The 20,627-nt window shown below is 66.0% G+C and carries 22 protein-coding genes and 1 tRNA gene; 12 read left to right on the forward strand and 11 right to left on the reverse strand.

Annotation, left to right across the window (positions count from 1 at the left end; genetic code table 11):
- Positions 1–10 precede the first annotated feature (10 nt).
- The 3 genes from AC3WLD_RS15240 to aroA are packed head-to-tail and all read right to left on the reverse strand — an operon-like array spanning position 11 to position 2,285.
- The gene (locus AC3WLD_RS15240) at positions 11–631 is read right to left on the reverse strand and encodes a (d)CMP kinase (protein ID WP_492557827.1); all 621 of its coding nucleotides are present in this window, start codon (positions 629–631) and stop codon (positions 11–13) included.
- Positions 628–969, reverse strand: a complete 342-nt coding sequence (locus AC3WLD_RS15245) for a CBU_0592 family membrane protein (RefSeq protein ID WP_492557828.1) — start codon at positions 967–969, stop codon at positions 628–630. Before AC3WLD_RS15245 ends, AC3WLD_RS15240 begins: the two co-directional genes overlap by 4 nt.
- Positions 966–2,285 carry a 3-phosphoshikimate 1-carboxyvinyltransferase gene (gene aroA / locus AC3WLD_RS15250; protein ID WP_492557899.1) on the reverse strand — a complete coding sequence of 440 codons (1,320 nt, stop codon included), beginning with the start codon at positions 2,283–2,285 and terminating at the stop codon, positions 966–968. The genes AC3WLD_RS15245 and aroA overlap by 4 nt, the downstream gene beginning before the upstream one ends.
- A gap of 212 nt (positions 2,286–2,497) precedes the next feature.
- On the opposite strand from aroA, the gene AC3WLD_RS15255 reads away from it, so the two are divergent.
- The 4 genes from AC3WLD_RS15255 to AC3WLD_RS15270 all read left to right on the forward strand — a co-directional run bounded on the left by AC3WLD_RS15255 (position 2,498) and on the right by AC3WLD_RS15270 (position 4,669).
- Positions 2,498–2,809 (forward strand): TIGR02300 family protein, encoded by a 312-nt coding sequence (locus AC3WLD_RS15255; protein ID WP_492557829.1) that lies wholly within the window; start codon positions 2,498–2,500, stop codon positions 2,807–2,809.
- A gap of 132 nt (positions 2,810–2,941) precedes the next feature.
- Positions 2,942–3,017, forward strand: a tRNA-Ala gene (locus AC3WLD_RS15260).
- Positions 3,018–3,351: 334 nt separating this feature from the next.
- Entirely contained in the window at positions 3,352–3,951 is a 600-nt protein-coding gene (locus AC3WLD_RS15265) for a hypothetical protein (RefSeq protein ID WP_492557830.1), read from the forward strand.
- Between the two features lie 4 nt (positions 3,952–3,955).
- On the forward strand, positions 3,956–4,669 hold the full coding sequence (locus AC3WLD_RS15270; protein WP_492557831.1) for a COG3904 family protein: 714 nt from the start codon (positions 3,956–3,958) through the stop codon (positions 4,667–4,669).
- A 100-nt stretch (positions 4,670–4,769) separates the two neighbouring features.
- On the opposite strand, the gene AC3WLD_RS15275 is transcribed toward AC3WLD_RS15270, so the two are convergent.
- Positions 4,770–5,771: an inorganic phosphate transporter gene (locus tag AC3WLD_RS15275; protein ID WP_492557832.1), complete on the reverse strand. Its 1,002-nt coding sequence runs from the start codon at positions 5,769–5,771 to the stop codon at positions 4,770–4,772.
- Between the two features lie 14 nt (positions 5,772–5,785).
- Positions 5,786–6,910 (reverse strand): DUF47 family protein, encoded by a 1,125-nt coding sequence (locus tag AC3WLD_RS15280; RefSeq protein WP_492557833.1) that lies wholly within the window; start codon positions 6,908–6,910, stop codon positions 5,786–5,788.
- A 248-nt stretch (positions 6,911–7,158) separates the two neighbouring features.
- Here AC3WLD_RS15280 and AC3WLD_RS15285 point away from each other — a divergent pair, with 248 nt between their 5' ends.
- Entirely contained in the window at positions 7,159–8,220 is a 1,062-nt protein-coding gene (locus AC3WLD_RS15285; protein ID WP_492557834.1) for a class I SAM-dependent methyltransferase, read from the forward strand.
- 9 nt (positions 8,221–8,229) lie between these two features.
- On the opposite strand, the gene AC3WLD_RS15290 is transcribed toward AC3WLD_RS15285, so the two are convergent.
- Together AC3WLD_RS15290 and AC3WLD_RS15295 are read right to left on the reverse strand one after the other, a co-directional pair.
- A complete protein-coding gene (locus AC3WLD_RS15290; protein ID WP_492557835.1) occupies positions 8,230–9,540 on the reverse strand; it encodes a UDP-glucose dehydrogenase family protein in 1,311 nt (436 codons plus the stop codon).
- A gap of 5 nt (positions 9,541–9,545) precedes the next feature.
- Complete coding sequence (locus AC3WLD_RS15295) at positions 9,546–10,343, reverse strand: metallophosphoesterase family protein (protein ID WP_492557836.1); 798 nt, start codon at positions 10,341–10,343, stop codon at positions 9,546–9,548.
- Between the two features lie 318 nt (positions 10,344–10,661).
- Between AC3WLD_RS15295 and AC3WLD_RS15300 the strand changes: the two genes are divergently transcribed.
- Both AC3WLD_RS15300 and AC3WLD_RS15305 read left to right on the forward strand, forming a co-directional pair.
- Entirely contained in the window at positions 10,662–11,411 is a 750-nt protein-coding gene (locus tag AC3WLD_RS15300) for a TorF family putative porin (protein WP_492557837.1), read from the forward strand.
- Positions 11,412–11,536: 125 nt separating this feature from the next.
- A complete protein-coding gene (locus AC3WLD_RS15305) occupies positions 11,537–11,971 on the forward strand; it encodes a VOC family protein (protein WP_492557838.1) in 435 nt (144 codons plus the stop codon).
- A gap of 3 nt (positions 11,972–11,974) precedes the next feature.
- Here AC3WLD_RS15305 and AC3WLD_RS15310 read toward each other — a convergent pair whose 3' ends face one another.
- The gene (locus AC3WLD_RS15310) at positions 11,975–12,619 is read right to left on the reverse strand and encodes a response regulator transcription factor (RefSeq protein ID WP_492557839.1); all 645 of its coding nucleotides are present in this window, start codon (positions 12,617–12,619) and stop codon (positions 11,975–11,977) included.
- A 143-nt stretch (positions 12,620–12,762) separates the two neighbouring features.
- On the opposite strand from AC3WLD_RS15310, the gene AC3WLD_RS15315 reads away from it, so the two are divergent.
- A complete protein-coding gene (locus AC3WLD_RS15315) occupies positions 12,763–12,912 on the forward strand; it encodes a hypothetical protein (RefSeq protein WP_492557840.1) in 150 nt (49 codons plus the stop codon).
- Between the two features lie 25 nt (positions 12,913–12,937).
- Here AC3WLD_RS15315 and AC3WLD_RS15320 read toward each other — a convergent pair whose 3' ends face one another.
- Positions 12,938–13,900: an ATP-binding protein gene (locus tag AC3WLD_RS15320; protein WP_492557841.1), complete on the reverse strand. Its 963-nt coding sequence runs from the start codon at positions 13,898–13,900 to the stop codon at positions 12,938–12,940.
- A gap of 136 nt (positions 13,901–14,036) precedes the next feature.
- Here AC3WLD_RS15320 and AC3WLD_RS15325 point away from each other — a divergent pair, with 136 nt between their 5' ends.
- From AC3WLD_RS15325 to AC3WLD_RS15340, 4 genes are all read left to right on the forward strand, one after another.
- The gene (locus AC3WLD_RS15325; RefSeq protein WP_492557842.1) at positions 14,037–14,225 is read left to right on the forward strand and encodes a hypothetical protein; all 189 of its coding nucleotides are present in this window, start codon (positions 14,037–14,039) and stop codon (positions 14,223–14,225) included.
- Between the two features lie 728 nt (positions 14,226–14,953).
- Positions 14,954–17,722, forward strand: coding sequence for a TonB-dependent receptor (locus AC3WLD_RS15330; protein WP_492557843.1), 2,769 nt, complete (start codon positions 14,954–14,956; stop codon positions 17,720–17,722).
- Positions 17,722–18,738 (forward strand): phytase, encoded by a 1,017-nt coding sequence (locus AC3WLD_RS15335; protein ID WP_492557844.1) that lies wholly within the window; start codon positions 17,722–17,724, stop codon positions 18,736–18,738. Before AC3WLD_RS15330 ends, AC3WLD_RS15335 begins: the two co-directional genes overlap by 1 nt.
- 86 nt (positions 18,739–18,824) lie before the next feature.
- Positions 18,825–19,517 (forward strand): lysophospholipid acyltransferase family protein, encoded by a 693-nt coding sequence (locus AC3WLD_RS15340; RefSeq protein ID WP_492557845.1) that lies wholly within the window; start codon positions 18,825–18,827, stop codon positions 19,515–19,517.
- Here AC3WLD_RS15340 and AC3WLD_RS15345 read toward each other — a convergent pair.
- Positions 19,514–20,287, reverse strand: a complete 774-nt coding sequence (locus AC3WLD_RS15345) for a GNAT family N-acetyltransferase (RefSeq protein ID WP_492557846.1) — start codon at positions 20,285–20,287, stop codon at positions 19,514–19,516. The genes AC3WLD_RS15340 and AC3WLD_RS15345 overlap by 4 nt on opposite strands.
- An 85-nt stretch (positions 20,288–20,372) precedes the next feature.
- A complete protein-coding gene (locus AC3WLD_RS15350) occupies positions 20,373–20,582 on the reverse strand; it encodes a hypothetical protein (protein ID WP_492557847.1) in 210 nt (69 codons plus the stop codon).
- Between the last annotated feature and the right edge of the window lie 45 nt (positions 20,583–20,627).

Below are 20,627 nucleotides of genomic sequence, written 5' to 3' on the forward strand. Positions count from 1 at the left end.
AAAGGGAGGATCAGCGCACCACCCGCTCCACCAGCGCAATCGCCGCGGCGATCGCCTCCTGCGGTCCCAGCTCCGACGTATCGAGCAGTGCTGCACCCTCCGCCTGCCGTAGCGGGGCTTCCTTGCGGTTGCGGTCGCGTTCGTCGCGACTTGCGAGATCGGCTTCGATTTCGGCGAGCGTCACCGCTTCGCCGCGCGCTTGCATCTCCTTCCACCGCCGTAGCGCGCGCGCCGGGACGCTGGCGGTGACGAACAGCTTGGCCTCGGCGTGAGGGGCGATGACCGTGGCGATATCGCGCCCGTCGAGCACCGCGCCGCCCGGCTGGTTCGCGAACGCCTGCTGCCGCTCAAGCAGCGCTGCCCGCACCGAGGGATGGACCGAAACCCGGCTGGCGAGCCCGCCGGTTTCCTCGCTGCGCAAGTGCGGATCGCCGAGCAGGCTTTCCGGGAAAGCGGTCGCCGCCAGCGCGTCGCCGCCATCGTCAGGATCGCCGCCGTCGAGGAACACCTGCCGCCCGACGGCGCGATAGAGCAGCCCGGTGTCGAGATGCGGCAACCCGTAATGCGCGGCCAGCGCCTTGGCGATGGTGCCCTTGCCCGAAGCGGTCGGCCCGTCGACAGCGATGATCACTTCTCCCCTCCCGCTTGCGGGAGGGGGCGGGGGTGGGCCTGTGATTCAGAAGGCAGTGGCTCCCGGCCCACCCCTATCCCCTCCCGCTTGCGGGAGGGGGACTTCACCGCCTTCCACAGCCCCCATACCGCGATCGCCGCCCAGAAGAATTCGAGCACGAAGCTCGCCGGGTTCATGAAGACCAGCAGCGAGCATGTCAGCAGCACCGCTCCGGCGAGGTTGACGCCGTGCTGGACGAACGGGTTGGCGTCCTGCCCGTGCGTCGTCTGGTACCAATAGGCAAAGACGATGCAGCCCATGCCGAGGAAGCCGGCGACGTTGGCGGCAAGTTCGATCACGAGGTGGCCGCTTCGAGCAGCGCCTCGAACACCGGGAAGCTGGTGGCGATGGGGCGGACGTCGTCCACTTCGACGCCGGCCCGGCTGGCGAGGCCCGCCACCGCCATGCTCATGGCGATGCGGTGGTCGAGGTGGGTGGCGACCGCGGCTTCGCTGGTGCCCGGCAGCGGTTCGCCGCCGGTGCCGTCGATGATCAGGCCGTCCTCGGTTTCGGTCACCCGCGCCCCGGCGCGTTCGAGCGCGGCGCGCATCACCGCGATGCGATCGCTTTCCTTGACGCGCAGTTCCTCGAGGCCGGTGGTCACCGTCCGGCCTTGCGCCAGCGCGGCGGCGACGAACAGGACGGGGAATTCGTCGACCATGCTGGGCACCACGGCCGGGTCCACCGCAATGCCGGTGAGCGTGGAGGCCCGCACGCGCAGGTCCGCAACCGGTTCACCTCCGACGTCGCGGCGGTCCAGCTCCTCGATGCTCCCGCCCATCTCCCGCAGCATGTCGAACAGAGCGGCGCGGGTGGGATTGAGGCCGACGTTCTCGATCACGAGGTCCGATCCCGGCACGACCAGCGCGGCCACCGCGAAGAATGCGGCGCTCGAGGGGTCGCCCGGAACCTCGATCACTTGCGGCTTCAGCTCGGCCTCGCCGACCAGGCGGATCACCCGCGCGCCGTCGCTGGCGATCTCGACCGAAAGGTCCGCGCCGAAACCGCGCAGCATTCGCTCCGAATGGTCCCGCGTCGGCACCGGCTCGATCACCGTGGTAATGCCGGGGGTGTTGAGCCCGGCGAGCAGCACCGCGCTCTTGACCTGCGCGCTGGCAACGGGGAGGCGGTATTCGATCGGCACGGATGGCGCGATCCCGCGCAGGGTCAGTGGGAGGCGCCCCCCCGGTGCGGCGGTGAAGTCCGCGCCCATCCGGCTCAGCGGCTCGATCACGCGGCTCATCGGACGCTTTGACAGGCTGGCATCGCCGATGAAGGTCGCGGTCACCGGATGGCTGGCGACCAGGCCCATCAGCAGCCGGGTGGAGGTCCCGGAATTGCCCATGTCGAGCGCGCCTTGCGGCTGCATCAGCCCGCCGACGCCGACACCGTGGACCCGCCAGGTGCCGTCCGCGTCCCGCTCGATCTGCGCGCCCATGCTGCGCATGGCGGCGGCGGTGGCGAGCACATCCTCGCCCTCGAGCAGCCCGGTCACACGCGTTTCGCCCACCGCGAGCGCGCCGAGCATGATCGAGCGGTGGCTGATCGACTTGTCGCCGGGCACGCGGATGCGGCCCTTGAGCGCTCCCATCGGCGCAAACCGGCGGGGGCGCATGGCGGCAGGATCATGGGCAGTCACGGGCGGCGGCTTTCCTTGGGCAGAGGCAGGCGGGCGCGGCGGCTTTTGACAGCGCGCGCCCGCTATGGCAAGGCGCGCGCCTTATTGCCTGCGGGCGCTTGATTCCGGGCCGATCCGGCCTATCTCGCGCCCTCACGGCCTTCACGGTTTTCAGCCCGCTCGCGATGCGGGCACACATGAGGAATAACATGGTCAAGCCAGAGTGGGGCGCCAAGCATGGCTGCCCGAAATGCGGCACCCGGTTCTACGACCTGGGCAAGGACGATCCGGTCACCTGCGTCGAATGCGGTCACGCCTGGCATCCTGAGCCGGTGCTCAAGTCGAAGCAGCCGATTCCCTATGAAGAGATCCAGAAGGAGAAGCCGGAGGCCGATACCGATCTGGCCGAAGAGGATCTCGACATCGACGAGGACGGCGATTCGCCCGACAACGACGTCGACCTCGGCGGTGACGACGACCTCGGCGTGGCCGGCGTCGACGACGACGCCGACGAAAACTAAGGTTTTTGCGGTTCCGGCGGCAGGCTGATTTTCCCGCTTGCCGCCATCCGGCCCTTGGACTAAAGGGCCGCTTCCCCGGCGGGAGACCGCCGGCCGGCAGGGCCTCCCAGGGCTCTCGCGCAGATGGTTCAAGGGGCCTTAGCTCAGCTGGGAGAGCGCCTGCATGGCATGCAGGAGGTCAGCGGTTCGATCCCGCTAGGCTCCACCATCGCTTCTCTTCAAAGTTCGAACAGTCTTCGTCACCCTGAACTTGTTTCAGGGTCTACTCTCGTCCTGGATCCAGCGAATGCAGGCGAGCGCAAATGGTTGGGCTGCTCTTCAAGCGCGCTCCGGAAGAGGTGGCACCGGGATGCTGAAACGAGTTCAGCATGACGGAGTATGAGACGAGGCAATGAATTGCGAAACGCATCCACCGCCCCCCGTCGAAGCCCAACCTGTGTTGGTCGCCCGCTCGATTGACGAAAATCACACCGCGCCATAGTCTTGGGCGGTAGATCAGCGGCGCGGTCGGCATCTCGCCGGCCCATGGTGGATATCTCGCAATGACCTTCGACCCTCGCGCCCGTTCGCTCCGGCTGGGCACAACCGCGGCCGCCCTCGCGCTTGCGACGCTGGTGTCGAACAGCGCGCTGGCCCAGTTCGGAGGGTTCTCGATCCCCTCGATCCCGCGCTCGTCCTCGTCGGAGACCAAGAGCTCCGACGGCTGCCCCAAGGGCAAGAAGAAGAGCGAAGGCGCCTCGGTGTTCGGCGGGTTCCTCAACCAGGGGATCGGCCGCGCGGCGAGTTCGGCCGGCGTATCGAGCTTCTTTCCCAGCGCCGAGGTCGCCGACACCCTGACCAACGCCATCGCCTGCAAGCTCGACCCCGAGGAGCAGAAGCAGGCTGCAGCCGCCACGCTGGAAGCGACCCGCGGCGCGGACGAAAGCTCCGCACCCGAAGTCGGTTCGTCCTCGTCATGGACCTCGCAGACCCGCGAGGGCGTATCGGGCACCAGCACCGTCACGGCGCGCAACGACGATGACAAGGCCGGGATGCAGTGCATCACCGTCACCGACGTGATCATCGTCAATGGCGAGGAGACCACCGCCAACAAGCGCATGTGCAAGCCGCCCGGCTCCGCGCGCTATTCGCTGATGGCCTGAACCGATGCGGGCGAAGCGTCTTGCCGCCGGCCTCGCCGCGCTGGCCCTGCTGACCGGGGCCAAGGGCCCGGCGATGGACAAGGACAACCCCTCGTGCCCCGCGGCGCCCGACTGGGGCGCGGGCGCGGCGATGACCCTGACCGTCGCGGACAAAGGCGGCAAGCACGTCCTGATCGGCGACGGGCTGATCGACGCCGGCCTGCCCGAACGGCTGAAGGCGGCAATCGACGGGGACGAGCGGATCGAGGAGATCTGGCTCAAGTCGCGCGGCGGCGATGCCCGCGCCGGAAACAGGGCGGGCCGCGTGATCCGCTCCTACCCCGGCATGGCGACCCGCATCCCGGCGGGCTGGACCTGCTTTTCGAGCTGCAACTTCGTGTTCATGGGCGGCGACCGCCGCTTCGTCGATCCGGGCGGAATCTTCATGGTCCACATGTTCACCCACACCGGCGACCGCGACACGATCGACCTTTCGGTGGAGGAGGGCAGCGACCAGACCGTCCAGCTGATCGGCTCGATCGAACAGTCGAGCGCGCTGCTCGCCAGCGAGGACAACGATTTCCTGATCCGCATGGGGATCAGCCGCAAGCTGCTGACCGACATCATGTACCAGCAGCAGGCCGTGGCCAGCGCCGACAACAAGTCGACCCGCTATTGCCTGAGCCAGGACGAGGTGCGGAAGTACAACGTGATGCCGCTGGAGCGGCCGGCGGGTTAAGCATCGTCCCGCGTCCCCGCGAAGGCGGGGACCTCCCTCGACGAGGCGGACCGTTTGCGGCACGAGGTCCCCGCCTGCGCGGGGACGCGCCATTGCTTGATCAGAAAGCCCGCGTGATCAGGTAGAACAGCGCGCCCACCGCTGCGCTCGCCGGGATGGTGATGAACCATGCGACGATCACCCGGCTCGCCACCGACCAGCGCACCGCGCTCGCCCGGCGGGCCGCGCCGGTGCCGACGACCGAGCCGGTGATGGCGTGAGTGGTCGAGATCGGGATGCCCATCGCGCTCGCCCCGAACACCACGATCGACCCTGCGGTCGAGGCGCAGAAGCCGGAGTGGTGATTGAGCTTGGTCAGCTTGTCACCCATCGTCTTGATAATCTTCCACCCGCCCGACATCGTGCCGGCGGCAATGGCCAGGTAGCACGAGATCACCACCCACTCCGGCACGTGGAACTCGCCGGTCATGTGCCCGGTCGAGTAAAGCAGCACGGTGATCACGCCCATCGTCTTCTGCGCGTCGTTGCCGCCGTGGCTGATCGAGTAGGCTGCCGAGCTGATCAGGTGCAGGCCCTTGAAGGTCGAGTTGGCCTTGCGCGGCGAAACTCGGTTGAAACCCCAGCTGGTCAGCAGCATCATCGCCATGGCGAGCGCAAAGCCGATCACCGGTGAGGCGAAGATCGCGATCACCGTCTTGAGCGTGCCTTCCGACTGGACGACCGCGAACCCCTGGTGCGCGATCCCGGCGCCGAGCAGCCCGCCGATGAGGGCATGGCTCGAGGACGAAGGGATACCCTTGATCCACGTGAGCACGTTCCAGAACATCGCCCCGATCAAGGCGCCGAACACCACCGCCGGGGTCACTGCGTCCTTGTCGATGATCCCCTTGCCGACCGTCTCCGCCACGTGGAGCCCGACGATCCAGTAGGCGGCGAAATTGCCGAACGCCGCAAACAGCACTGCCGCCATCGGTGACAGCAGCCGCGTCGCGACCACCGTGGCAATGGCGTTGGCGGCATCGTGCAGGCCGTTGAGGAAGTCGAACGCCAATGCCAGCGCGATCAGCGCGACGAGCAGCGGGAAGGCGAGGGTATGGTCCATGAAAGGGCCCGGCCTCAGGCGTGGTCGACGACCAGGCCGTCGATCTCGTTGGCGACGTCCTCGAAGCGGTCGACCACGCGCTCGAGGTGCTTGAACATCTCCTGGCGGATGATGAACTGCAGCGGGTCCTTCTTGGCCGAATCGCGGAACAGGCGCTTGAGGCCCGCGGCGTGGATCTCGTCGGCATGGCCTTCCATGCGGACGAGGCGCTCGGTCAGCTCGTGGAGGCGCTGGCCGTTGCCGGAAATCTTGCGGAGCAGCGGCATCGCCTCTGCGGTCAGGCGCGCGGCGTCGACGATGATCGCGGCCATGTCCTTCATTTCCGGCTCGAACTCGGTGACGTCGTAAAGCGAGACAGCGCCGGCGGTCTTCTGCATTTCGTCGATAGCGTCGTCCATGGTGGCGATCAGGCTGGTAATCGCGCCGCGGTCGAAGGGGGTAAGGAACGTGCGGCGGACCGACTGGAGCACTTCGCGGGTGACATTGTCGGCGTCGTGCTCGCGCTCCTCGATCTCGCGAATGTGCTCGGCCGCGTTGCCGCCGCCCTGGGTAAGCCGGGCCAGCGCGTCGGCTCCGGCGACGAGGCAGGCGGCCTGCCGCTCGAACAGTTCGAAGAAGTTACCCTGCTGCGGCATGAGCCGCTGGAACCAGGCAAACATCGTGGGTACCCCTGACTTCTTGACGACAGTGTCGATGATGGCGGGAATCTGGACCTGGGCGCGAAACTCGCGCGCGCCAAAGCTGCGGATGAGAGCGGAGAGGTCTTCCTCGTCGACTGCGGCGGCCGCGCCGGCAAGGCTGAACCAGCGGCGTTCGCGCTGGTGCTGCTCGTCCCAGCTGTCGAGCTCGTCGGTGACCGCGAACGGGAACACCTCGACGTCGGCCCAGACCGACGCGCCCGAGGAGCGTTGCTTGCGGTAGCGGTAGGAGCCGAGCGGGGTGGGGCACACCGCGCCGACCACGCCTGCCTCTTCCAGCGCCTCGCGCGCGGCGGCGGCGTGGGGGGTGAGGTCCTTGCCCTGGTTGCCCTTGGGAATCACCCAGCGACCGGTCCCGCGCGAGGTCACGAGCAGGATGCGGATCGGCGAATCGACCGCGGGCGTATCGGTGCGCCAGGGCAGGACGGCGATCTGCTGCATTGCTTCGATTCGCCTCCAAGCCCCCGCCTGCGCGTGGGCAGGGCGCTATGCAATCGGGCGCACGCTGGCAATGCGCGGCCCCGAGTTTCTGACAGTTTTGTGACAGTGCGGCGCTGCGTCAGGCGGGAGGCGTTCAGCATCCCGGGTCGCCGCCGCACACGCGGCCTTAGGTTGCCCCACCGGGACGTGGTATGTGCCGCTTCATCGGCAGAGGACTCGTGGCCGGGATCACCCGAAGGGAGACGGCAATGTCGCAGCCAATCGATGAAGCGAAGTTCCATGCTTTCGTAGGCAAGATGCTGGGCGATCTGGGCGGCGCGATGAGCGTGCCGACCGTTCGGATCGGTCTGCGCCTGGGCCTGTTCGACGCGCTGGCCAAGGGCCCGGCTGGTGCTGGCGAACTGGCCGCCCGCGCAGGCGGCCTTCACGAACGCTATGTCCGCGAATGGGCGCTGGCACAGTGTGCCAACGGCTATCTCACCTACGATCCGGCAGACAGCACCTTCACGCTTTCGCCAGAGGCTGAGATGGTTTTCGTCAAGCGTGACAGCCCCGTCTATCTTGCCGGGGCGTTCGAGCTGGTCGCGGCGATGATCGAGGCCGAGGCGAAAGTCGAGGAATGTTTCCGCAACGGCCGGGGCGTGCGCTGGGGCGATCATGCCGGCTGCCTGTTCTGCGCCACTGGTGCGTTCTTCCGCCCTGGCTATGTCAACAACATCGTCCAGTCGTGGATCCCCGCGCTGGACGGGGTCGAGGCGCGACTGGTGGCGGGGGCCAAGGTCGCGGACGTTGGCTGCGGGTTGGGCTTCTCGACCCTGCTGATGGCGCAGGCCTGGCCCGAGAGCCGGTTCGTGGGATACGACTTCCACGAGCCATCCATCGACGAAGCCCGCCGCCATGCCGCCGCGCATGGACTGGACGACCGGGTGCGGTTCGAGGTGGCGAGCGCCAAGGACATCGACGACGACGGATTCGACCTCGTCACGATGTACGATTGCCTGCACGACATGGGCGACCCGCGCGGTTGCGCCGAACACATGCGCCGGATCGTCTCGCCGGGCGGAACCTGGATGATCGTCGAACCAGTCGCCGGCGATTCCCCCCAGGACAATTTCAACCCGGTCGGCCGGCTGTTCTACAACGCATCGACGATGATCTGCGTGCCGACTTCGCTCGACCAGGAGATCGGCGAGGGGCTGGGCGCACAGGCCGGAGAGGCGCGGCTGGCCGACGTGGTCCGAGGCGGCGGGTTCGAGACGGTCCGCCGCGCTACCGAGGGCCCATTCAACATGGTCCTCGAGGCGCGATGATGGATTAAATCAGGGCCGACCGACGCTCGAATACGTGAACCCGGCCTCGCGCACCTCCGCCGGATCGTAGACGTTGCGCAGGTCGACGATCACGGGCGACTTCATCAGGCTCTTCACCTTCCTGAGGTCGAGCGCACGGAAGGCGTCCCATTCGGTGACCAGCGCCAGCGCGTCGGCGCCCTCGACCGCTTCGAACGCGCTCCGGGCCATCGTCACTTCGGGCATCATCGGCGCAGCGAGTTCCATGCCTTCGGGATCGTAGGCGACGACCTCTACCCCGGCATCGGCCAGGGCAAGCGCGATGGCCAGCGACGGCGCATCGCGCATGTCGTCGGTGTTGGGCTTGAAGGTCAGGCCGAGCAGCGCGACCTTCTTGCCGCGGGCCTCGTCCATCCCGCCCAGCGCTTCGATCACCTTGCGGCCCATCGCGCGCTTGCGCGTGTCGTTGACCTTGACCACCGCCTCGACGATCCGGGTCGGCGCGTCATAGTCCTCGGCGGTCTTGAGCAGCGCAAGCGTGTCCTTGGGGAAGCACGATCCGCCATAGCCCGGCCCGGCATGGAGGAACTTGGAGCCGATGCGGTTGTCCATGCCGATCCCGCGGCTGACGTCCTGGACGTTCGCGCCGACCTTTTCGCAAAGGTCCGCCATCTCGTTGATGAAGGTGATCTTCACCGCAAGGAAGGCGTTGGCGGCGTATTTGATCAGCTCGGCCGAGCGGCGGCTGGTGAACAGGATCGGCGCCTTGTTGAGGAACAGCGGACGATAGACCTCGTTCATCACGCCCTTGGCCCATTCGTCCTCGGTGCCGATGACGATGCGGTCGGGGCGCTTGAAGTCGCCGATGGCGGCGCCTTCACGGAGGAATTCAGGGTTCGATGCGACTGCGAACTGCACGCTCGTGCCCGAATCGCGCAGGATCCGCTCGACCTCATCGCCGGTGCCGACGGGCACGGTCGACTTGGTGACGATCACCGCAGGGGTGGTGAGGTTGGCGGCGATCTGGGCCGCGACGGCGTGGACGAACGACAGGTCGGCATGGCCGTCGCCGCGGCGGCTGGGCGTGCCGACCGCGATGAAGATCGCAGCGGCCCCGGCGATCGAAGCGGCGAGATCGGTCGAGAAGGTCAGCCGCCCGGCCTTGACGTTGGAGGCGACGAGTTCGGCCAGTCCCGGTTCGTAGATCGGCATGACCCCGGCGTGAAGCCGGTCGATCTTGCTCTGGTCGCTGTCGATGCAGACCACGTCATGCCCGAAATCGGCAAAGCAGGCGCCAGAGACGAGGCCAACATAGCCCGCGCCCACCATCGCAATCTTCATGTGTATCAGCCCCCCTGGGATGCGCTGTTTTCGTCCGGCGCGGTCTCTGCCGTCAAGTACCACCGCTCGGCCCCTTCCAGCCCGATCGCGGTGAGCACGCCCGACATGTAGGCCCCGGTGTCGATCCCGATGCGGTTGCCCCGTTCGACGACGTCGTCGCCGATGGTGTGTCCGTGGATCACGACATGACCGTGATCGCGGCGGTCTTCGAGGAATTCCCCGCGAATCCAGCGCAGGTCGCTGCGCTGCTGCTCCTCGAGCGGGACGCCGGGACGGATGCCGGCGTGGACGAACAGGTAGTCCCCGATCACGATCCGGTCCTCCATCGCCTCCATGTAGGCGATGTCCTCTGCCGGGACGATGTGCGGCAGCATCGCCTTCAGTTCGTCGAGCGTGGCCGAATTGTAGACCTCGGGATCGATCGGATAGGACAGCAGCGTCTCCCGGCCGCCGTGGCGGATGAAGTTGCGCAAGGCTTCCTTGCGCTCGAAACTGTCGAGGAACATCTGTTCGTGATTGCCCGCGAGGCAGCGTACCCGGCGGCGCCGGCCCCACTGGCGCGCGGTCTTGAGCACCAGCGCGCTGTCGGGCCCGCGATCGACCAGGTCACCCAGCAGGACGACCGTGGTGTCCGCCGGTCCCCGGCGCGCGTCATCTTGTTCGATCTGGAGGATCAGGTCGTCGAACAGGTCAATGCGCCCGTGGATGTCGCCGACCGCATAGACCCGCTGGCCCGCCGGAATCATCGCCGGAAGGGCGGGGGCGGCCTTGGGCGCGAAGAGGGTTCTGATGCTCTTGATCATAGGGTGCAGCGTGGCGGGCGGCGAACTTTGGTGCAGTGCGGCATATAGGCCGGGGCGGGTTTCTCCACAAGCGAGCGCACGACGATACGGTTACGGGATGCGTCGGTTCCCGACGTTTTCCGAGCCATGTCCGATCCCTATGATGCAGGAATGCAACAGCGCTGTGCCTCGGCGCACTTTGCTGCAAATTTTCTCTTGTGCGGCGCAACATTCGTGTGCAGGCAGGGGTCGCAACGCCCGAAGGCTGCCCGACGATACGAGGCTGCCAGGGCAAGCGCAGGTGGGACGAACGCGTCAACTAGCAAGGGAATTTGCACCATGCGTACGTCCATCAAGGCCATTCTGGCCTCGTCCGTTCTCGCCGGCTCGGCGCTCGTTTCGGCTCCGGCCTTCGCCGACGAAACCGATGCCCCCAGCGAATTTACCGTCTCCGGGTATGTCCAGGGCGTCAGCGATTACCGTTTCCGCGGCATCTCGCTCTCGGCGGGCGATCCGGCCATCCAGGGCTCGATCAACGTCAACCACTCGAGCGGCTTCTACGTCGGCGCGTGGGCGTCGAGCCTCGAGGACACGGCAGTGTACGGCAGCACCGAGCTCGACCTCTACGGCGGCTGGACCGGTGAAATCGCTTCGGGCGTCACCGCCGATGTCGGCCTCCTCTACTATGTCTACCCGAACGGCGACGTGGGCGATGCCAACGTGTTCGAACCCTATGCGTCGATCTCGACCACGATGGGTCCGGTCAGCGCCAAGCTCGGCGTGGCCTATGCGTGGGAGCAGGACTCGCTCGCCGGTGAAGACAACCTCTACGTCTACACCGACTTTGGCGCCGCGATCCCCAACACCCCGATTTCGCTGTCGGCGCACCTCGGCTACACCGACGGCATCCTCTCGCCGGGCAACCTGACCCTGACCGGCGACGAGACCGGCTTCGATTACTCGGTCGGCGCGACTTACGCGATCAACAAGAACCTGTCGCTTGGCGTCAGCTACGTCGGTGTCGACGGTGCCTCGTTCGACAGCTTCTCGAACGACGCGGTCGTCGCGACGATCAAGTTCGCGATGTAATCACGGCTTTTCCGGTTTCGGCCGGATGACGCGGGGCCCGCGCCGGGAAACCGGTGCGGGCCTTCGTCGTCTTGCAGACCGCTCCAGGTCGCCTAGATTGGGATCCTGCAACAAGGAGCGCGCCTGTGACGAAGTACCTGCACACCATGATCCGCGTCACCGATCCCGATGCGACGCTGCGCTTCTTCCAGATGTTCGGGGTGTACGAGGTCCGCCGGTTCGACAGCGAGCAGGGCCGCTTCACCCTGATCTTTCTCGCCGCCCCCGGTCAGGAAGGCATCGCCGAGGTCGAGCTGACCTATAACTGGCCGCCCGAGAACGGCGAGCCGGAAGCCTATGACGGCGGGCGCAACTTCGGCCACCTCGCCTACCGCGTCGACAATATCTACGAGACCTGCCAGCGCCTGATGGACGCCGGCGTGACGATCAACCGTCCGCCGCGCGACGGGCACATGGCGTTCGTCCGCTCGCCCGACGGGATCTCTGTCGAGCTGCTCCAGGACGGCCATCTCCCGCCGCAGGAGCCGTGGGCGTCGATGCCCAACACCGGGACCTGGTAGGAATCAGGTCTCTTCGAGCGCGGTCTGGGCCAGGACGGACTTGAGCTCGAACAGGTCGGCGACGCTCTGGCTGCCGAGCTTGGCGGTCATGTCCTGGCGATAGGCCTCGACCGTGCGGTGGCTGAGGCCGAGGCGGATCGCGATCTCCTTGCTGGTCAGCCCTTCGACCACGCCTTCGAACACTTCGCGCTGTCGCTTGCTCAGCGACAGGATCAGCCGGCGCCCGCGTCGCCGCCGCCGCGAACGGTCCGCAGCGTCAGGGAGGAGCGCCAGGCCGCGCTCGACCACTGCCTTCAAGGTGGTCCCGGTGAACGGCTTCTCGAGAAATTCGAAGGCCCCGGCACGCACCGCCTGGACCGCGAGGGGCACGTCGCCATGCGCGGTGATGATCGCCACCGGCCACAGGCAGTCACGCTTTGCCAGCTCCGGCAACAGATCGAGACCGTTGATGGAGCCGAGCCGGACATCGATCAGGAGTACGCCGGGATCGAGGTGATCGAGTTCCGCCAGCAGGTCCTCTGCCTCGGCGAACGGGCGAGCCTCGACCCCGCGCGAACGGAGCAGTTCGACGAGGGAAACACGCACGCCACTGTCGTCGTCCAGCACATAGACGACCTGTCGTGACGGCAATGGTACGTCCTGGATCATCGAACACCCTTTGCGACCGTTAATAGGGATGATGGCACTTCATGCAATTGGAGCGCTTACCGCATCGCTACCCTAGCGATGCGTGCGTGGTGGCGTAGTCCTACGGGATTGCGCACGGCTGAATGCGCCGCGATTTTGGGCGAATGCACATGACCCGCATCCCGCCCGACAAGGGGCACCGCGCCCGCGCCAGCGAGAGCCCGCGGGTCTGGACGACTCCTCGGTTGGTCCCCCTCGATCCTGCATCGGACAAGGCGCAGCTTGCGCTGCGGAAGATGGTCGGGGAGAACTGAACCACCGCGTCTGCCGCCGCCCCGCTCATCCCGTCCCACCTCCCGACGGGGCGGCCGGCAGCCGGAACCTGCAGATCAGGCCTTCCTCGCCGCGCCGCACGTTGAAATCGCGCATGTGTTCGAGCGAAGCGAGCAGGTCGAGACCCAGCCCCGAACCGCCCATGTCGCCTGGCGGACGCTGTGCGGGGTGTTCGGTCCATGTCACGCGAACTTCGCCGGCCTCGTGCTCCCATTGGATCACAACCTGCCCTCCCGGCGAGGATAGCGCGCCGTACTTGGTCGAATTGGTCGCCAGTTCATGCAGGGCCATGGCCGCTGCTCGCGCCGCCGGTCCGTCAAGGCGAGCCCGGTCGCCGAGCAACGCGATCCGCGCGAGCGGGAAGGGGGCCAACGCAAGCTGTGCCAGGTCCGCGACGGCAAGCGGCCCACTGTCGGTCTGGCGCAGCACGCTGTTCGAACGGACCCAGGCGATGAGGTGCTCGGATAGCTGCGCATAGTACGCGCGGCAATCGGGTTCATCGAGCCCGCGCTCGATCCAGTTGACCAGCATCTGTCCGATGTTGGCGGTGCGGTGGTGAAGCTCGTCGTTGAGTGCGCTCGTCTCGCGCGCGTGCCGCCACTGCGCCAGCAGGAGGGTCCGCATCGACTCGGTGGTCGCCAGGATCAGGGCGAGGGTCACACCGAGCATGGCGATGATCACCAGCCGCCCTGCGCGGGGGCGCTCGAACCATGTGGGGTCGAGAAACACCATCACCAGCACGGTCAGCGAGGTCAGCGCCGCAAACATGCCATAGCGCCAGCCAAGCACGGCAGCGCTGGCGACAATCACCGGGAAGTAGGGCGAAAAGGTGAAGCCGTTGACCCCCTCGTCACCGACCCAGCGCAGCCAGGTCACCGCGATCGTGGTGAGCAGGATGGCAGGAACCCAGACGAGCGGATTCTTCGGCGCGATGATGAAGCGCTGCAGGCGCAGGATCTGGCGAGTCATGGTTCCGGAGTTGATGTGGCCGGCAAATACATATCACTTCGGACAAAAATCGCGAACAGGCGAATCCGCACGCCGTACCGCTGACCTACGTGGATTCCACCATCGTATTCCTACGGCATTGCCAGGTGCCCTGCGCATGTCGAAATCGGAGCTGGCGAGCTTTCCGGTGCCGGGCTGGCCGATCCGTGGAAACTTGAGAGGCCAATCGATGGGTGCGACTCAGATCAGTCCGGTGCTTTACATCCTTGGCGGTCTCGTATTCGCCGCGGTCGCCGTTGTGGCGATCGGGTTGCTTCTCCTCGAGCTCAATCGCCGCCGTCGCTGAGGCCCTCGGGCTTCTGGCCGGGATGAACCAACCCCAGCATCCCCATCCGCGCATTCTCAGGAATTTCGAGCCGGCGAGGGCCGGGGCAGGCGAAGCGATGCCGAAGATGGGTGGCGGACGCCCTGTTCAAACCGCCCACACGTGACCGGCCAGGCGGATGCTCTACCCGTCCGTGGGCTGATCGCGGGGGACTTCGGCTCTGCGATCGCAATGGCGGCAAAACCTTGCGAATATTCGATGCTAGGATCCGCTTCGTCGCTTGCAGGCAATGCGCAGCCTGATCGAGCGACCTGGATTCAATACTTGAGCTGACGCGAAAATGGAGCGGTGAAGGGAATCTAAATATGGTCGAAAAACGCCGTGATCCTGGCATTCTTCTGCATGGTCATGTGCAGAGTACCCCCAAATATACCCCCAACTTTGATTGATGCAGCGCCTTCGAAGAATTGTCTCTAGAAGAAAAGTATCCAATTCCTCACTGCGGTCAGTTGGCGACCCTGAAGGCTTCGATTCGCTTTTGATGTTTGCTCCGGGCCTCTGTGCGCTTCGAAATGATGTTGGATTAAGCCTGCAATAAATGCGTCGTTTGGCCAATGGACCTGACTCTTACACACCTTTGAAGGGCTCGCTTTAGGAGCGAAACCAAAGAGTCACCAAATTGCAAATCGCTTGCAACAAGGCACGCCTAGCTGCGCCCCGGGACCAGAAAAACTCTCAGGGGCATCTCCATGATCAGCCAACCAATCCGCCGCGGCGCGCTCCGCATTCTTTTGCTCGCAAGCGCTAGCGTTGGCGCTTCTGCTGCCGATGTCGCGCAGGCCCAAGAAGCGTCGGCAGATGATGCGGCGCCCGGGATCGTAGTCACCGGCACCCGTCCGATCGCCGAATCCGAAGCGGCAGCGCTCGAGGTGCAGAAGAACTCGGATTCGCTGGTTACAGTTGCTTCGTCGGATTCGGTCGGCCGCCTCCCGGACCAGAACATCGCCCAGGCGACCGGTCGCCTGCCCGGTGTGGCGGTCGAGCGCGACCAGGGCCAGGCTCGCTACATCTCGCTGCGCGGCGCGCCCAAGACCTGGACGACGTTGTCGTTCGACGGGATCAACGTGGTAAGCCCGGAAGGACGCGACGCGCGCTTTGACTCCATCCCCTCGGCGATCGCCAAGCAGATCATCGTCAGCAAGGCCGTCACCCCGGACATGCCTGGTGAAACCGTGGCAGGGAACGTCAACGTGGTGACCCGCTCGGCGTTCGACTACGCTGGCCTCCATGCCGCCGGCAAGGCGGGCTACGGCGTCGCGGAATACGGCTCGCGCCCGGAATACGAAGGCTCCCTCGTGCTATCCGAGCGTGTGCCGCTCGGGGATGGCGAGATCGGGTTGCTGCTGTCGGGCAGCTACTACGAGCGCAACATGATCACCGACAACTTCGAAAACGACTGGGAGAAGGTCAGCCAGGACCAGCGCCCGGGTAACGAGACCCGGTACTGGGTGCAGGAAACCGAGAACAAGCTGTATCGCCTCACGCGCCGCAACTGGTCAGCTTCCGGCCGGATCGACTGGAAGCCCGACGCGGACAACACGATCACCGCTAGTTCGGTCTATACCATTTTCAAGGACGACGAAGCGCGCAACAACTACCGCTTCGACCTCGACGATCGTCAGGGCGATCTCGTTGCCAACACTGCCGCCTGCGCGACCGACGCCAATTCGGCACCGACGACCACGGGCTATGCCGACGTTTGCATCGGAAACACGCCCTACAAGGGCACGGTCTATGGCATCGACATCCGCCAGCGCTCGACCCTGCGCGCTTTCCGGCAGTCGATCTTCACGAACACGCTCCGCGGCGAACATCTTTTCGGCGAGGGCTGGAAGATCGACTGGCTGGGCAACTACACCGAGTCCAAGGACGACCGCAGCGTCGTCGGCGAGGCAAGCTGGGACAGTCCGAGCACGCGCTCGCTGCGCCCCACTGTCGCTTATGATTTCACCGATCCGCAGCTGTCGCTGCTCAACCTGTTCACCACCGTGCAGCTGAGCAGCCCGACGCGATTCCAGGCCGGGTCCGCTGTTACCAATATCGACAGCTTTACCAAGCCGCTGTCGCAGCTCACCGTGCTCGACGCGGTCGATACCACCAAGGCCTACACCGGACGGCTGGTGGTCTCGAAGGACCTGCCGTTTCTCGGCGGTGAGGCGACTCTCCGCGCGGGCTTCCAGTTCGACCAGCGCACCAAGGTAGTCGATGAAAGCGGCCTTGTGCTGAACACCGCGGCCCAATTCGCGCAAGTCGGCATCCCGACCGACTTCAACCAGTTCTCCACCGACCTGCCGTTCCAGGGCAAGATCCGGATGGGCTACACCTTCCACTACTTTGACGTCGACAAGATGCGCGCAGCCGGCGAAGCGGCGCGCGCCGGGTTCACGCTCACTCCGGCCACTGGCAACATCTATGACGTGCGCGAGCAGGTTTATGCCGGGTTCCTGATGGGGACCGTTCGCTATGACTGGGGCTCGCTGGTGGGCGGCATCCGGGTTGAGCACGTGAAGAACCGCGGTATCGCCACCGGGATCACCGCGGAGGCCGAGCAGACGCTTGCGTTCCCGAGCCTGCACTTCAACTACAACCTAGACGACAGCAAGAAATTCCGCCTGTCGTTCAACAGCGGGGCGGCGCGCGCAGACTATGACCAGCTGCGCCCGAACGTGGTGATCAACGACTCCAACCAGACCATCTCGGGCGGGAATCCCGCGGTGAAGCCGGAACGCGCATATGGCGTCGACGGCTACTTCGAATGGTACGTCCGCCCGCAGGGCTACATCTCGGTCGGCGCGTTCTACAAGAAGGTCGAGGACGTGCTCTATCGCCAGACCGCCACGTTCGGCTCCAACGCGCTCGACAGCAACGGCATCGACCGTTCGGGCTATACCTTCACCGGCATCACCAACGGCGGAACCGGCCACCTGTTCGGCGTGGAAGTGGCTGCGCAGCTCCAGCTCGAGCCGTGGACGCAAGCGCTCGGCCTGCCCGACTGGATGGGCGGCTTCGGGATCAGTGCGAACCTGACGCTCAACGACAGCGAGGTCACCAAGCCCGCGGTTTCGGGCGTGGCAGAACGCAAGGTGCGGCTGCCGAACACCTCGGACTCGGTCTACAACGTCGGCGTCTATTACGAGAAGTACGGCCTTTCGCTGCGCCTCCAGTACCAGCGCCGCAGCCTGTGGCTCGACGAGATCGCCGACACCGATGTCGATGGCGGTGACACTTATTGGGATGTCGATGACGAGATGGACTTCTCGGCGCGCTATGCCTTCAACCGCAACTTCGAAGTCTATTTCGACGCCTCGAACCTGCTCAATCAGCCGGGTCGGCGCTTCTCCAACCCGGCGGGCATCCTGACCGCGAAGGGTATCCCGACGCCGATGATCAAGACCCAGACCATCGAGTGGGAGCGCTTCGGACGGCGCTTCAGCGGCGGCGTGCGGGTGAACTTCTGATGCTGGGCCTGGCCCTGGCGCTTGCCCTCGCGGGCGGGGACGCGGCGGCGTCCCCTCCTGTCACAGCGACCGTCACGGCGCGGGGCGAGACCAGCCCTGTCGGCACCGGCAACGCCGACGCCGCGGACGACCCCGCGATCTGGCGCAACCCGCGCAAGCCCGAGGCCAGTCTGATCGTCGCGACCGACAAGAAAGCCGGACTTTACGTGTACGGTCTCGACGGCAAGCCGCGGGACTTCGTGGCGGCGGGACGCGTCAACAACGTCGATCTTGTCGATCTGGGCAAGCGCGGGGTAATGGTGGTCGCCAGCGACCGCAATGACGAGGCCAATGCGCGGTTGCTGGTGTACAGGCTCGACACCCGCACCGCGAAGCTTGTGCCGCTGGGTAGCGTCTCCGGCGGCGTCGGCGAGGCCTATGGCGTGTGCCTGCTCGCGGACGAGGCCGGCATCGATGCATTTTCGGTGCTCAAGCACGGTGAAATCCAGCAGGTCCGGATCGCGATCGATGGCGCTGCGGTGCGGGGCGAGACCGAGCGCTCGTACCGCCTCGAAACCCAGACCGAGGGTTGTGTGGCCGATCCTCGCACCGGCAAGCTTTATGTGGGCGAGGAGGACCGCGGAATCTGGGCGTTCGACACGCGCGGAGCCTCTGCAGAGGGTACACTTGTGGCTACTGTCGATGACACCCAGCTTGTCGCCGATGTCGAGGGGCTCGCTCTCTATCCCGAAGGACGGCGCGGTGGGTGGTTGATCGCCTCGAGCCAGGGCGACAATACCTATGCGCTGTACCGGCTTCCCGGGATGGTGCCGGCGGGGCGATTCCGCATCACCGCTGGCGAGTACGGCGCGACCGAAGAAACCGATGGCATCGCGGTGGCTCGCGGCAGCTTCGGCAAGCGCTATCCCGGGGGCCTGTTCGTCGCCCAGGATGGCGAAAACGCTCCGGCAGCGCAGAACTTCAAGTTTATCGCTTGGCGCGATGTCGTGCGGGCGATCCACGCAAGCAAGCGCTGATGGACGCTGGTCGGGCAGCGCAGGGCGCAGCGGGACCTTCGCTGCGTCTTCGGCCGCAGATCCTTCTGGCGGTTTTTCGGTTGCCGGTGCGCCTCGCCTACGTGGCAATGTTCCTGCTGGCCGCGCTGATCTGGCTCGTTCTGCCACTCCCGACTGTTCGCCAGCTTGGGCTGGAGGCGCTGCTTCACGCGACCGGGACAAAGGTGGTCGTCCACGGGGTGCCCGTCCTGCGGCCGGGCGTCCTCTATGTCGCCAACCATGTCTCGTGGCTCGACATCGTGATCCTCGCGCGGCTGCTGGACGCGGGCTTCGTGGCGAAATCGGAAGTCGCCGCCTGGCCCTTGCTGGGAGCGCTCGCGCGCCGGGCCGGGTGCCAGTTCGTGGCCCGCGCCCAGGCCGGGCTCGCGGGGCTACAGGCAATGACCCTGGCTTCCGGCTTGGCCTCGGGGAGCAGCTATGTCCTGTTTCCCGAAGGAACCACCGGACTTGGGCCAGCACTGCTCCCGTTCCGGACCAGCCTGTTTCCGGCGGATGGCCTGCGCCTCGTTCAGCCAATTACCATCGACTACCGCGCTGCAGCAGGCGCGCTGTCAGCGAGCGCACGCCGCCGTATCGCGTGGATCGATGACGACGCGCTTCTCCCGCACCTTGGCGGCCTGCTGCTGCGAGGCGGTTGTCGCGCGCATGTCTGGTTCGAGGAAACGGCGGTCGCCCATGACCGCAAGCAGGCGGCGGCCCACTGCGAGAGCGCCATCGCAGCCAGGCTCGGGACGCTCTAGACCGCCAGCTCGAACCGCGCAGCGTAGCGATTGGAGATCGCCTCGACAGGCATGACCACGCAGACATCGATCGTATTGAAATCGCGGTCGATGAACGCGCCCTCTCCGAACCGTGCGCCGACCCTCAGGTATCCCTTGACCAGCGGGGGCAGCGCCAGCAGCGCCCGGCGTTCGTCATACGTGCCGCGCGCGAGTTGCTCCATAGGCACTCCAATCCCCGACAGGACCCGTGGTCGAAGCCACGGCTCGGCCAGGTGGTTGTGGGCCAGATACGACAGCCCGGCGGCGTGCGCAGCGATATTCGTGCCTGGAAGCGAGGCGCAGCCGAACATCAGCGTAATGTCGTGTTCCCGGATGTAGTCGGCGATGCCGCGCCACAGCAGCGAGATTGTCGCGCTGGTGCGGTATGGTGGAAGAACGCACGAGCGACCCAGTTCAAGGAGCTCGCCTGCTTTCGAGGCGAGCATGGAGATGTCGAACTCGCCGGCCGTATAGAACCCGCCCGCGAGCGCCGCGACGCTTCCGCGGAGCAGGCGGTAGGTGCCGACGACGTGCTCGCCGCCTGATCCGTCTTTATCGATAACGAGCAGGTGGTCGCAGAGCGCGTCGTACCGGTCGCGGTCGAGATAGCCGGCCCCGTTACCCTGAAGCACCGCACCCATTTCGGCATGGAATACCTCCCAGCGAAGGCGCTGGACGGCCTCGATGTCGGCGCCGCAAGACGCCAGCCGCACAGACAGATTGCGTGACAATTGCGGGACTGCGGACATGCCGGTCGACCCCTCGTTTGACCGGCGTTCACGATAGCGCCCCCGCGTTACGGCGGATTTGCAGTTCGGTTATGCTTCCGTGACGCTAGCCCAGTTCGAGCAGGTCTTTCCGGTACCCCGTCGCGCGCGCATAGAACTGCTCTGCGGTCGGGAGTTCCGACAGCGCGGGGCAGCCCCCCATCGCTTCATAGACGGTTTCGGACACGACCGGGGCAGCATCGCCAGCCGTCCACGATACGCGCACGCTTGCGCCCAGCAGCGCATCGCGGATGCGGTAGAGTCCCCGTATCGGCATGGCGGCTTCTTAACGGGACGACCGGCCGGCATCCAGCGGAGCCCG

This window comes from Novosphingobium sp. FW305-C-111, assembly GCF_058783565.1.

Excerpts from the sequence above, each read along its gene's own strand:
- AC3WLD_RS15255 (WP_492557829.1), top strand. The coding sequence starts at position 2,498 with ATGGTCAAGCCAGAGTGGGGCGCCAAGCATGGCTGCCCGAAATGCGGC.
- AC3WLD_RS15345 (WP_492557846.1), bottom strand. The coding sequence starts at position 20,287 with ATGTCCGCAGTCCCGCAATTGTCACGCAATCTGTCTGTGCGGCTGGCG.
- AC3WLD_RS15265 (WP_492557830.1), top strand. The coding sequence starts at position 3,352 with ATGACCTTCGACCCTCGCGCCCGTTCGCTCCGGCTGGGCACAACCGCG.
- AC3WLD_RS15320 (WP_492557841.1), bottom strand. The coding sequence starts at position 13,900 with ATGACTCGCCAGATCCTGCGCCTGCAGCGCTTCATCATCGCGCCGAAG.
- AC3WLD_RS15310 (WP_492557839.1), bottom strand. The coding sequence starts at position 12,619 with ATGATCCAGGACGTACCATTGCCGTCACGACAGGTCGTCTATGTGCTG.
- AC3WLD_RS15325 (WP_492557842.1), top strand. The coding sequence starts at position 14,037 with ATGTCGAAATCGGAGCTGGCGAGCTTTCCGGTGCCGGGCTGGCCGATC.
- AC3WLD_RS15300 (WP_492557837.1), top strand. The coding sequence starts at position 10,662 with ATGCGTACGTCCATCAAGGCCATTCTGGCCTCGTCCGTTCTCGCCGGC.
- AC3WLD_RS15285 (WP_492557834.1), top strand. The coding sequence starts at position 7,159 with ATGTCGCAGCCAATCGATGAAGCGAAGTTCCATGCTTTCGTAGGCAAG.
- AC3WLD_RS15315 (WP_492557840.1), top strand. The coding sequence starts at position 12,763 with ATGCACATGACCCGCATCCCGCCCGACAAGGGGCACCGCGCCCGCGCC.
- AC3WLD_RS15330 (WP_492557843.1), top strand. The coding sequence starts at position 14,954 with ATGATCAGCCAACCAATCCGCCGCGGCGCGCTCCGCATTCTTTTGCTC.
- AC3WLD_RS15280 (WP_492557833.1), bottom strand. The coding sequence starts at position 6,910 with ATGCAGCAGATCGCCGTCCTGCCCTGGCGCACCGATACGCCCGCGGTC.
- AC3WLD_RS15350 (WP_492557847.1), bottom strand. The coding sequence starts at position 20,582 with ATGCCGATACGGGGACTCTACCGCATCCGCGATGCGCTGCTGGGCGCA.
- AC3WLD_RS15275 (WP_492557832.1), bottom strand. The coding sequence starts at position 5,771 with ATGGACCATACCCTCGCCTTCCCGCTGCTCGTCGCGCTGATCGCGCTG.
- AC3WLD_RS15295 (WP_492557836.1), bottom strand. The coding sequence starts at position 10,343 with ATGATCAAGAGCATCAGAACCCTCTTCGCGCCCAAGGCCGCCCCCGCC.
- aroA (WP_492557899.1), bottom strand. The coding sequence starts at position 2,285 with ATGCGCCCCCGCCGGTTTGCGCCGATGGGAGCGCTCAAGGGCCGCATC.
- AC3WLD_RS15270 (WP_492557831.1), top strand. The coding sequence starts at position 3,956 with ATGCGGGCGAAGCGTCTTGCCGCCGGCCTCGCCGCGCTGGCCCTGCTG.
- AC3WLD_RS15290 (WP_492557835.1), bottom strand. The coding sequence starts at position 9,540 with ATGAAGATTGCGATGGTGGGCGCGGGCTATGTTGGCCTCGTCTCTGGC.
- AC3WLD_RS15335 (WP_492557844.1), top strand. The coding sequence starts at position 17,722 with ATGCTGGGCCTGGCCCTGGCGCTTGCCCTCGCGGGCGGGGACGCGGCG.